This is a genomic window from Micromonospora sp. CNZ296, from assembly GCF_007827635.1.
Map to the genome: position 1 here is coordinate 13,849 of NZ_VISW01000030.1, position 11,221 is coordinate 25,069.

Here is an 11,221-nt window from a genome sequence, read left to right on the forward strand (position 1 = left end):
GCACGCTCGATCGGATTGTGGCGGCACTGCGTAGCGCGTCGTCTGAGGCATGAGCCGGCATACGTCGCCGTCGTCGGCGTGTCCGGCATCAAGGTTGTCGCCGAAGTATCACCGGGCGCATGGACGACAGCCGTCCCGGTGAGGATACGGCGATGCTACGGAATGCTCTCCCTTCACAAAGGCTGCACGCCGGCGGCCGGCACCGTCGCGATCACGTAATCCTCGATCAGGTCCGGCTGCAGGCCGACCATCGCGTCCCTACCGACGTAGCGGACGACGAACGTAGTCTCGCGGAGCCACGTCTCGTCATAGTCGGCAAGGCTCTCTGGCACCTCGCCCACGAGTCGCACCTCGTCACCCGGCTTGACCACGGCATCTGCCGGAGCCTCATCGCGTTGGACGGCCGTGATCGCACCGATCAGAGCCTTCAGCGGTTCGGTGTCCGCGCCGTAGTGCACCAGATGACCCGCCTGGCCGAAGACGACATCGGCCTGGGCTCCGCTCAAGTCGGCGAGCGCCTCGACCGCACCGGCCGCCAGGGACGGACTCCCCGACGTGTGAAGTTGCGCCGCCAACGCTCGGAGCAGGCGATCGATGACAAGCTCCGCGGTCTCCTCGTCCCTCATCTAGCGAGGATATGACCAGCCGACGGCACCGTTGACGGCCAGCACGTGCAGGGCCAACTCTGGTGTCATACCAGACGGCCAGTCCGTCGGCATCCGCCCCGGCGTGAGCGCAAACTGCCAGCCGCGGACCCCAGCCGCGCGCGCTGATACTTCGGTATTTCCAAAGTGGTCACACCGCGCAGGAGACCCTGGTCAGATGGCTGCTGGTGGGACTCGGGTCTCAACTGCCCGAATCCTACCAACTCCACCATGGCGGATCTAGAGCCGCACGTCGATGCAAGTTTGCCCCGGCGCGGCGCTGGGCGAGCAGCCATGAGGCTTGCCCATCCATCGCGGAGCACTGGCTCATGATCACTGGGATAAGCTCCGCCGGTGAAGCGACTCCTCGCCGCGGGCCTGCTAGGTGCCGTCCTCTTTCTCTCCGCCTGCAGCGACGACAAGCCGGAGGCAAGCCGTCCCAGCCCTGACCAGTACAGCCGCAGCGGCTGCATCTTGCTGGCGCAACGGTTGAAGGAGAATGACCATGGCTGGATCCTGAATGGCAGTGTCGCGACCCGGGCTGCTCGCTCGACAGACCCCGCGATAAACGCCGCCGGCAAGGAGTTGGTGCTGGCCGTGCAGGAGGCCGGCGACCTGGACGTAGGCAGCAAGGGCAAAGCAGACATGACACAGGCCGAGGCCCGGGTCACCGAAGCTCAACAGAAGCTGAAGACAGCGTGCCGTGACCTGCTAGGCGAAGAACCCTGGTCCTGACCACACGGCCGTGCCGTGTCCTGCACCGCGGAACCTTCACGCCCTGGGCTTAATCGCTGGCGGACTCGGCTCGAACGTGCAACCTGCGCCACGGAGCGACGTCGGCTTGATAGGTGGGCGTGGACCTACGTCACCGGATGACCCAGGACGCCACCATCGGCGGCCACTTCGTCGTCGCTGAGGTCCCAGGTCATGCCGGGCCCAGGTCCGCCATCGACCGAGTATCGCAGCTGGTCGTTCTCGTGTCGTCATGACTGCTCCCATGAGAACCCGGCGTTCAACGGGGCGGGTCCTCAGGTGGCCGGGCGCTCCAGTTGGGAACGCGTCTGCACGAACATGCTGGCCGCGCTACCGGTAGATGGGAAACCGAGGAAGGCCACCATGCCGACGCTGTGGTTGTCAGCCCACGCACAGACCTCGACGTTGACGCCCTGGGTTTCACCCTTGCCGCAGCGGGCGTCGCCGCCCATTGGCCCCGGCCGGGTCGGCTTGACACCGGACAGCCTCGGCAGGGTCGCGAAGAGTCTGTCGAGGGTTGCCTTCGGGTCTGTTACCTTTCCGGACACTCCGCTGGCCAGGGCGCTGTACTGCTCATCTGCATTGGTGTAGGCCGCTGCGACCGCGCTAGTTGGCTCACCGTCGAGGAGTTCTTTGAGCCCGCCCATGCTTTGCTGGGCTTGTTCGCGCAACGTCTGGCTCTTCGATTCGGGCCAGCCGCTCACCAACCTCTCCGGTTTTTCGAGACGCATGGCCGCGGTCGGTGAGGGCGACGCCGACCGCGCTTCCGTCTTCCGCTCGGCGTCGTAGGCGGGTTGTGAGCAGCCGCTCGCCACGAGCAGGCCGGCGAGGGCTAGCGCGACACTCGCTCGGCGCGGTGCGGCGTCGGTTTGCCGTGTACGCATGCGTCACTCCCTCGTCTCACGTCTACGGGCGCACGATATCCCGAAAGATCACCATGAAGGGTCCCGGCTTCCGGTCATCCCAGAAGCTATCGCCACATGGTCAGCGAAGGATCCTGGTGGACGACGGAGCCTTTACCCGCCTTGGATGAGGGCTTCACTGGTGTGCGGTTACTCGATGTCCAGGGTGACGATGACGCCCTGATTCGCGCACGCTGTCTGCAGGCCCGAGATGTGCGTCGTCATCGGGCCAATGAACGCCAGCGCGCCCATCTCCTGCCCATTCGGGATCTGCGACATCTGCCAGGCGAGGTCCATCAGCGCCATGCCGTGCGCGCGGATGTCGTCGTGGCGGGAGTTCTCGAACACACTGCGGGCCTGCCGGTACTCGGCTTCGATGAGCTTGTCATCGCCGCTGTCCATAGCGCTGCCGTCGGCCTTCTTTCCTCGCGCGCATGGCCTTGCAGACGACGACACCGGTGTCCTCGCGGATGAACCGGTCGTACAGGCCGTAGCCGCCGACGGCGAGCAAGAGCACAGCGAGGCTGCGGCGGCGGCGATCAGCGGCTTGCGGCTGGGCGCGGCCGGCGGTGCCGACGGCGTCATCCCAGCGGCGGCCGGCGGCCACTCGGCCAGCTGGTGCTGGACGGGCGGCTGGCCGTAGACGTCGTGCGGCTGCTGCGCTTGCTACGGGTTGGTTAAGACTGTCTCCCCACGTGACATGTCGTATCGATGATGGTCCGAAAGTGGGTGTTGACCTGCCCGTTGTCAGCTAGGTGACCGTGGGTGTGGCCGGTCAGCTGGTGCGGGTCGGTCGGAACGTGCCGACGGTGGCGGCCACATCGCCGGGCATGTGGCGCCGCTCGTCGAACACGTACGGCTCAAGGAGGGTCCAGCCGTCGGCGCTGAGCTGCGCGAACCAGGCTTGACGGCGGAGTCTCAGATGCTCTCCGCAGCGGTGCAAGTGCCCGCGAATGCTCGGCACAACACCCCCCGCTCAAACAGTGCTCGCCCATGTCCAGCCCTGGGCGAGATGATGTGGCCCCTAACGGCTGGACACCTATGCGCACCTCAGCAGCCTGATCAAGCGACGGGTCGCAGATGCCGCAGCGTGCTGTTGGGGCGGTCGGGATGGGTTGTCTCCCAGCGTCGCTGCAGCGCATCAACAAGGTTGGTGATCATGGGTTCGGTGACGTGGCTGTAGATGCCTCTGACGCCGGCGAGGCGGTGGCCGAGCCGTCGGGCCTGGGCGATCTCGGGGATGCCGTCTTCGATCAGCCAGGTCTTGTGGGTGTGGCGCAGGTCGTGAAAGTGCATCCCGGGAAGGATCGGCGGAATGTCTCGCTGGGGGCCGCCGGTGAGGGCGGGGGTCCACGCGCGGCGGTTGAAGTTGGAGCGACGTTGGTGGTAGCCGCGGGCGCCCGGGAAGACGGTGTCGTGGAGATGTTCGGCGAGGTGGGTGGCAAGGAGATTGGTGAGGAAGCGGGGTAGGCGGATGTGGCGGACGGAGTCGTTTGTCTTGGGTGGGCCGAGGTACAGCTTGCCTTCGACTTCGTGTAGGGCGCCGGTGTCGGGGTGGACGTAGATGCTACCGAGGGTGAGGTCGAGGTTGTCTCGGTGCAGGCCGGCGAGTTCGCCCCAGCGCATGCCGGTGTAGGCGGCGGTGAGGACCATCAGGCCGTCGGAGGGTCGGGCTTGGCGGGCGACGATGGCGGCGACTTGTTCGGCGGTGGCGTGGGGCCGCTCGGCGCGGATGCCTTTGGGGATGCGGATTCCTCGGCAGGGGTTGAAGGGGATCCGGCGGTCTTCTACGGCTTCTTGTAGGACCATCGACAGGACCATGATCACGTCGGCGACGGATCGGGGTGCGAGGCGTTTGCCGAGGGCGACGGCGAGGGTCTTGATGTGTTGGCGGCGGATGTCGACCAGGGGTAGCGGGCCGAGGGTGGGCAGGATGTGCAGCCGCAGGTGGCTGCGGTAGGCGGCCCAGGTCGCGGGAGACGCCTGGTGGGTGGACTCCCAGATGGGCACCCATTCGGCGAGGGGGATCCGTCCGCCGCGAGGGTCGATGAAGGTGTCGCGGGCGACTTCGACGTCGATCTCTTTGGCGCGAATGACGGCGTCGGCGCGCCGGTCATGGGTGGAGTCTGTGGTGACGGTGCCGTCGGTCATGCGGAGGCGGACGCGGAACTTCATGCCGCGTTGTTCCACCCAAGCCATGGGTTACTCCATTCGGTGCGGGTGCGGTGCGTCGGTGATGGACGCGTGACTTCGCGGGTCGGATCAAGTCGGCGTCGGCGGGTGGCGGCGTCGGTGGGTGCGGCGGCCGGTGGCCGGTTCTGCGGAGGCGGCGATGAGGGCGGCGAGGTCGGCGGCGGAGAAGCGCAGGTGCTTGCCGAGGAAGGTGCAGGGGATCTGGCGGCGCCCGGCGCGGCGGCGTAGCCAGGATTCCGGGATGCGCAGCAGCGCTGCGGCTTCGGCTGGTGTGTAGAGGCGCGGTTCCTGCTCGTCGTGGTGCCCCGTCGCGCGGACGGGTGTGGGTGGCGGCGGTGGGCGTCGTCGGGGGCGGGGCGGGTTGTCGCGCACGGTGAGCTCCTCGCAGGCGCGGGTGGGGCGTGCTCTTCGCGGGCGGATGTCTGGTCGGCCCGTGAAGAGCCCGCGGGTGGTCAGTGGTGACGGCACAGCAGGAGGGCGGACGCGGCGGCTGCTTGGGCGGGGACGACACCGTTTCTGAGAACCCGTAGCGCGACGGTGCGAGGCAGGGCGAACGCCGGGTGACCGAGGGGTCGGGCAGGCCCATGAGCCATGCCACGAACGGTGGGGCCAGGACGGGTTGGCCGCCTTGTCCGGGTTGGATGGATGCGGGGTGCGCCGAGCGTGGTGGTGGGGTGAGCGACGGTGGTGCGCAGGCCAGATCCGCCGGTGCGGTGGTGGCCGGGGCCTCTGGCATCAGGAGGCGCGGGGTCTAGGCAGCAGGACCCCGGACAGGGTTGGGCGGAAGTCGGGGCCGACTCGGTGGCCGCTGGTTCTGCTGTCGCTGGCAAATCGGGTTGGTGGGAGGTGGCGGGTGCCGTGGGGGTTCGGTGATGTCGAGCAGCCGTGATGGGTGCTCGGGTCCTTTACCCTCGCGGGCGCAGAGGGTGGGCAGCGCGAGTACCTGCTCCCCCGCCGCCGGTGGCGAGCAGGATCAGCTGGTCCCGTCGGTGCGGGCGTCGGATGCACAGGCATAGCCGGCTCGTTTCGTACCCGAGCGTGGCCAGGTCAGCGTGAACGACGTCGAGTCCGCGTGCGCGGAGGCGGCGACGTCTTCCACGAACACGAGGGGCGGTCGAAGATCGCGAACAGCGTGGGTGGCGCTTGTCGACAGATTGCTATGGACACCGCTAATGGCGGCGCGTCTGCCGGCCTTGGAGATGTCTTGTCGCTCCAATGTCAAGCTTGGGCTTCTGGCCCCCGGCGGCCTCCGAGGGAGGTGCCGCCGGTAGCGTTCTTTGCGCAGCTGGTGACGGAGGCGGTGCGGTGGCGCGGACGTGGTTGTCGATCCGGGTTGAGTTGGTGTCCGGCCGTGGCGAGGACTTCTGGCCTCGCCCAGGGCGGATCTTCGCGGCGGCGCGGACGCATACGTTTGAGCAGTTCGGCGCGGCGATCGATGACGCTTTCGGCCGATGGGACCTGGCACACCTGCGCCTGTTCACCCTTGCCGACGAGACACCGGTCTGCTCGTTCCAGGTCCGGGAAGAGGCCCCGGACGGTGCTGTCGACAGCGACAAGACCAAGCTGAGCCGGCTCACCCCAGGTGAACAGCTCGCTTACGTCTTCGACATGGGTGACGACTGGGCGCACCTGTGCACGGTCGATGAACAGCGGATCGATCCGCTGGAACAGCTCGGCTTCGTCCCGACGGAGCCGACGCCGTACTGGGGCTGGGGGAACCTGCCCGATCAGTACGGTCGACGGTGGGACGGCGACGATGACGAATCGCCGATGCCCAAGCCTCCCAAGAACCCGCTGCGTGATCTTCCTCCGATCCTGCCCTGGTGGGGACCGCGGCGCCGCGGCTAAACCCGGCGGACGTGCCTCAATCGGGAGATAGGGACCAAGCTTCAACTACGTCACGCCGGCAGATCGACACGGCGGCGGACGACATGACAAGACCCTCGTCAGCCCCCAGGGCGACAGCACGGAAACGAGTCAGCCCACCCACCGTGACGTCTCGACCACGGGCGGCGGACCGACCCGCCCAGCGCCGCACGGGGCGGCAGCACAGGAATGAGGCAGCCCGCTACCGCGCCTTGGGTTCCCCGTGAGAACACTTGGGTTCGCGGGAACTTCCGGAACTCTGGCTCTTGATGAACACGAGGACATCCTCGTGCGCGATCAGGTGCATGGGGGTGCCGGCGGCCCGCGCCTTACGGACGGCCTGGAGTTGGAAGAACGACGGCCGGGCCACGAGACCGCCGTCGCGGACGGCGGCGAGCAGCGCCACGCACCGGTCGACGGGGGTGAGACCGGCCCGGATGCCGGCGCCGATGACGGCCGACGGCAGGTCGACCAGTTCGCCGTGCTTGCGCCACGGCCGAGCGGTCACCACGACGACCCCACCGGGGCGTAGGAGAGTGTGGCAGCCGGCGAGGATCTGCGCGAACCCGTCGGCGAGCCCGGTGAGGTCGCGGTAGGCGAGGTTGCCCTTGTCGGTGCCGTCGTTGTAGGCGTTGTCGAACTTCGCCACCCCGTCGGCGCCGGGCCGCACCAGGCCGTGCACGGTCGGCCCATACGGCGGAGAGGTCACCACGAGGGCGACCTGCCCGGTCAGGGCCCCGGGTACGAGCGACAGGATGCGGGTGGCGTCGCCACGGATGACGCCGGCCCGGCCGGTCGCACCCTGAGTGTGGGCGTGCTTGATGTTGGCGTCGGCGATGTCGGACCAGCGGGACTCGTACTCCACGCCGATCGCGTCGCGGCCGGAATGGATCGCCTCGACCAGGGTAGTGCCGATCCCACACATCGGGTCCAGCACCAAGTCCCCCGGCTGGGTGTAGGCGGTGACGGCGTGCGCGGCGATCGCGGGAAGCATCCGCGCCGGGTGCTGCACCGACTCACGGACGTACCGGCCGCGGCGCTGGACCGGGCCGGTGGCCTGCGCGGTCGCCCACACCGACAGGCCCTCCGGGCCGGCAGCAGCCCGATGACCTCCGATCGAGTCGATGGTGAAGGGGGCAGTCGGTGTGCTCTGCTCGTCGGGGTCGCCGACGGTGTCTGCGCGGTGCTTAGCCACGGCCACCACCGCCCTCGCGCCCGCCCCGTCGACGCGGGGCGTCGCGCTGGCTCTGGGCCTGGCTGAAGACCATCAGGTCCGCATGGACTCGCAGGTGCGCCAGCTGCCACCGCTGGTCGGTGGTGGTGAGGGTGAGCAGTTCCTCGTCGGTGACGTGGTAAACGAACGCGTCGCCGTCGGTGTCGGCGGTGACGGCGACGAGGTGCTGCAGGTAGCCCAGTCCAACGCCGGCGGCGGCCTGGACCACGCCGGAGAAGTCTTCCGGGCCGGTGGTGGTGCCGGCCGGGACGGTGACGACGAGGATCAGGCAGCCGCCCGGTTGCAGCAGTGCGGCGCAGGCGGTCAGCAGCCACGCCAGCCGGACCCGGTTGGCGGCGGCGTGCTCGTGCAGGGGCCAGCAGGCGACCACGAGACTGGTCGCCTGCTGCAGGGAGCCGCCGGGTGGCGGGTCGGCCGCCGTGTCGGTCGGTGGGTGCAGTTGCGGGTCGGTGAGATCGTCACCGAACCAGGCGCCCATCTCGGGCAGGTCGTCCTGTTCCCCCGGTTCCGCGTCGCCGGTGGTGCCGGCGGACGGGGCTACGGTGGCTGGGCCGATGATCAGGCTGGACGTGTCGGTGAACCACGCGGGGCGGTGACGGCGTGCCCCGGCAGCGCAGGCCTGGGTGAGGGCGTGGTCGCCGGTGATGTCGACGACCGCCTCGCCGGGGCGGCTGTAGGCGGCGATGAGGCGGCCGGCCAGTCGGGTGCCGATGCTGCGGCTGGCGTCGCCCGGGGTGCGGGCGGTGCGCCAGACGGTGAGCGGTACCGGCGGGTCGCCGGCGACCAGGTCGGTCGGTGTCGGGTCGACCTCGGCCAGCGGGCCGGTGTCGACGGTGGGATCGGGATGCGGATTGTGGTGCTGCGGCGTGTGCTCGCTCATGTGGTGTCGGCTCCGCGCCGCGCCGTGGTGCGCTGACACCCTCAAACCGGTGTTTGTCAGCTGTGGCGAACACCTGCCCCTCTCACGGTCATCTCACGAATCTCTGACAGCCGGTTCCCGTCCGCTTAGCTGTCCTGGGGCTCCGGGATGTTCACGCGGGCGCCGACTCCATGGGTCGGATCAATATCGGGAGGCTGCCAGAGCCGACGATCGACCCAGTTCTGTCAGCCGCCCAGTGTCACGGCCACCTCGGCCACACCAGCGGCGTACGCCAATGACACGGAGTGCTGGCCGGCATTGTCAGACCGCTGTCCGACTTCCCCGGACAGCAGCGGCGCCACCGAGGGCACCGGCTCCGAAGCTGTCATTCGGACGGCGGCTCGTCAGACCGTCACGGCCCGGCGGACGGACGCTGTCAGCCGGCACGCCGGCGCACCCCACGCCCCGTGGACGCCGACAGGCGGCGGGGCGTCCAGCCGATCGCGGTCTGTCACTGTTCGCTGTCAGGCACTGTGAGACGGGCTGGGAGGCGTCGTCGGGCCAGCGCCGCGGTGGCGCGTCCTCTCATCCGGCCGCGGCTGCGGAGCATGTCCGTCCGTCTCTGGTCGTGTCAGCGCGCAGGTCAGCGTGGCGTATCAGAACGGTGGACGTCGACGTCGATCGTCAGTGAGCGGTGGTGTCGCGAGAGGCGACTGATGGCGTCGACCCGGTGTCCATGTCGGCCAGCCTGCGTTGTCAGAGGTCCGTGAGGCCGGGGTGGCGCAATGGCGGTCAGGCGTGCCGGCTGCCGCTTCGGCCCGTCATCGACATTCGTCTCTGACATGGGAGTTCCGGACATGACCTCCTCCGCCACCGGCTGGCCCGACTCGCCTCTGGACGCCGTGGACACCGCGTTCGCCGACCTGACCTGCGACCCCGACCCGTTGTCCCTGGACCTCGATTCGCTTGTCGGGCAGCTCGGTGATGACACCGGTCTACCCAGGGGTGTCATCGCGCTGCCGGCGTTGCGGCAGTGGCTGCTAAGGCATCCCCGCGCCTACTCGGTGCGGGACGTGGTGTGGCGGGAGCTGATCCGCCGCGCCCGCCTCGACGGGCCGGCCTGGGTCATCGCCGCGGTCGCCCTGGCGATGCCAGCGCTGCGCCGCTACGCCGGCCAGCTGCATACCGGCTGGGCCGGCGACGCCCACGACCTGGACGCCGAGATCCTCACCGGTTTCCTGACCGCGCTGCGCGACCGGGTTGACCTGGCCCGCCCGGCGCCGTACGCGGCGTTGTGCATGGCCGCGTGGCGGGCCGGCCATGAACTGCGGCAGCGTGCTGGCGCCGAGGCCGTGCCGGTGGACGACCTCGAGCACGTCACCGGCCCGCGTACTCCGAAGCGGCCCTACGGGCATCCGGACCTCCTCGTACGCCGCGCCGTCGAGGTGGGCATCGTCGATGAGTGCGATGAGCAGCCCTACATCGACCTGCGGCTGGGCCGGCGGGCCATCGAACCCATCGCCGCACGGCTCGGCGTGGAGGTCGACACGCTGCGGCGGCGCGTCGAACGCATCGACGTGCGCATCGCCGAAGCGCTCGCCGCCGGGTTCCTTACCGAGGTGCTCTCATCGCGGGTGCAGGAGGACCTCGCCGCGGCGGCCGAGCGACGACAACACATTCGGGCCGCCCGCGGTGCTGGTCCGCGACCGGCCGCGGCGCGGGTGACGCTGGCAGCCGCCTGAGGTGCCATCCCCCGTAGAGCGCCCCCACGCGGGCCCGACCATCTGGTCGGGCCCGCGACCGTGTGCGGCGAGCCTGCCGTGCCGCATCGGCGACCGGTTCCCCATCCATCCCCTGGTACGGCGGCGAACCGCCGTGCCCGTGGGCGGGGGCTGTCGGGACTCCCACAGCGGCGTCCAGGGGATGTCGAGGAGGCTGCTGTGAGGTTCCGGCGCCGACGCTGTGGGCGGCTCCGTCACCAGCGTCGGAAAGGCGTGCTGGCCAGGGCCGCTAGAGGTTTGTGAGGTCGTGTCGGAGCGCTGTGGGACAGGCAGGTGTTCGCCACGGCTCACAAACGCCGGTTTGAGGGTGCGGAACTCCTCCGGCGCCAGCACGACGTGACGCGGAGGTTGGTTTCGCCCGCCGTCGGGCCGGGACATAGGGCTGACACGGGACCGGGTGCCTCGGGTGCCGCGCCACGTTGATGCGCTGACACCTCATCGATCGCCGCTGACCCGAACGGGAGGACGAGCTCCTCCCGAGGTTCACCGCGCTCCCCTGTCCGGCATGTGTCTCCCGCGCCCGGCGGCGGCTCCCCGACCGCCGCTTCGACTATTCGCGCCGGCCATGAGCCGGTGCGGGAGGTGCAGCCACCCATGTTCCCCACGTTGTGGGCACGTTCTCGTGCTCTGACCATCGCGCTGTCCACGCTTCGCCGCGTCGCCCGGGTCGCCGCGCCCGCCGCGGCTGCCCTCGGGATGCTGGCCGTGCCCGCCGTCGCCTACGGCGACGCCGGTGAGCCGGTCATCCTGGCCGTCAACGACCTGCCCACCGTCATCGCCAACCTGCAGGCCTGGGTGATGGGCATCCTGGCCGCCGTCGCCACCCTGTTCCTGGTCCTGGCCGGTGTGTACTGGGCCACCGCCGGCGGCGACCCCGTCCAGGTCGACAAGGCCAAGGGCGCGTTGAAGAACGCGCTGATCGGCTACGGCCTGGCCGTGCTCGCGCCCGTCCTGCTGAGGGTCGTTCAGGGAATCGTCGGAGGCTGACG

Annotated in this window: 12 protein-coding genes; 4 read left to right on the plus strand and 8 right to left on the minus strand. The window is 69.4% G+C overall.

Features of this window, described 5'->3' with window-relative positions; all coding sequences use genetic code 11:
• Positions 1-173: 173 nt before the first annotated feature.
• Positions 174-626 (minus strand): hypothetical protein, encoded by a 453-nt coding sequence (locus FB455_RS31350; RefSeq protein ID WP_013285012.1) that lies wholly within the window; start codon positions 624-626, stop codon positions 174-176.
• Between the two features lie 372 nt (positions 627-998).
• On the opposite strand from FB455_RS31350, the gene FB455_RS31355 reads away from it, so the two are divergent.
• A complete protein-coding gene (locus FB455_RS31355) occupies positions 999-1,379 on the plus strand; it encodes a hypothetical protein (protein WP_013285011.1) in 381 nt (126 codons plus the stop codon).
• Between the two features lie 293 nt (positions 1,380-1,672).
• Here the strand turns inward: FB455_RS31355 and FB455_RS31360 are convergent, their stop codons facing one another.
• From FB455_RS31360 to FB455_RS31380, 5 genes are all read right to left on the minus strand, one after another.
• Positions 1,673-2,281 carry a hypothetical protein gene (locus FB455_RS31360; protein ID WP_013285010.1) on the minus strand — a complete coding sequence of 203 codons (609 nt, stop codon included), beginning with the start codon at positions 2,279-2,281 and terminating at the stop codon, positions 1,673-1,675.
• 168 nt (positions 2,282-2,449) lie between these two features.
• Positions 2,450-2,701 carry a hypothetical protein gene (locus FB455_RS31365; RefSeq protein ID WP_013285009.1) on the minus strand — a complete coding sequence of 84 codons (252 nt, stop codon included), beginning with the start codon at positions 2,699-2,701 and terminating at the stop codon, positions 2,450-2,452.
• Positions 2,685-2,906 carry a hypothetical protein gene (locus FB455_RS31370; protein WP_041798892.1) on the minus strand — a complete coding sequence of 74 codons (222 nt, stop codon included), beginning with the start codon at positions 2,904-2,906 and terminating at the stop codon, positions 2,685-2,687. The genes FB455_RS31365 and FB455_RS31370 overlap by 17 nt, the downstream gene beginning before the upstream one ends.
• Before the next feature lie 455 nt (positions 2,907-3,361).
• On the minus strand, positions 3,362-4,498 hold the full coding sequence (locus FB455_RS31375; RefSeq protein WP_013285008.1) for a tyrosine-type recombinase/integrase: 1,137 nt from the start codon (positions 4,496-4,498) through the stop codon (positions 3,362-3,364).
• Between the two features lie 63 nt (positions 4,499-4,561).
• A complete protein-coding gene (locus FB455_RS31380; protein WP_013285007.1) occupies positions 4,562-4,864 on the minus strand; it encodes a helix-turn-helix domain-containing protein in 303 nt (100 codons plus the stop codon).
• A gap of 933 nt (positions 4,865-5,797) precedes the next feature.
• On the opposite strand from FB455_RS31380, the gene FB455_RS31390 reads away from it, so the two are divergent.
• The gene (locus tag FB455_RS31390) at positions 5,798-6,340 is read left to right on the plus strand and encodes an IS1096 element passenger TnpR family protein (RefSeq protein WP_013285006.1); all 543 of its coding nucleotides are present in this window, start codon (positions 5,798-5,800) and stop codon (positions 6,338-6,340) included.
• A gap of 220 nt (positions 6,341-6,560) precedes the next feature.
• On the opposite strand, the gene FB455_RS31395 is transcribed toward FB455_RS31390, so the two are convergent.
• Together FB455_RS31395 and FB455_RS31400 are read right to left on the minus strand one after the other, a co-directional pair.
• Positions 6,561-7,484, minus strand: a complete 924-nt coding sequence (locus tag FB455_RS31395; protein ID WP_244879772.1) for a TRM11 family SAM-dependent methyltransferase — start codon at positions 7,482-7,484, stop codon at positions 6,561-6,563.
• Positions 7,485-7,545: 61 nt separating this feature from the next.
• Positions 7,546-8,472: a hypothetical protein gene (locus FB455_RS31400; RefSeq protein ID WP_013285004.1), complete on the minus strand. Its 927-nt coding sequence runs from the start codon at positions 8,470-8,472 to the stop codon at positions 7,546-7,548.
• 836 nt (positions 8,473-9,308) lie between these two features.
• On the opposite strand from FB455_RS31400, the gene FB455_RS31405 reads away from it, so the two are divergent.
• Both FB455_RS31405 and FB455_RS31415 read left to right on the plus strand, forming a co-directional pair.
• The gene (locus FB455_RS31405; RefSeq protein ID WP_013285003.1) at positions 9,309-10,193 is read left to right on the plus strand and encodes a hypothetical protein; all 885 of its coding nucleotides are present in this window, start codon (positions 9,309-9,311) and stop codon (positions 10,191-10,193) included.
• A gap of 633 nt (positions 10,194-10,826) precedes the next feature.
• Positions 10,827-11,219, plus strand: a complete 393-nt coding sequence (locus FB455_RS31415) for a pilin (protein WP_013285002.1) — start codon at positions 10,827-10,829, stop codon at positions 11,217-11,219.
• Positions 11,220-11,221 lie beyond the last annotated feature (2 nt).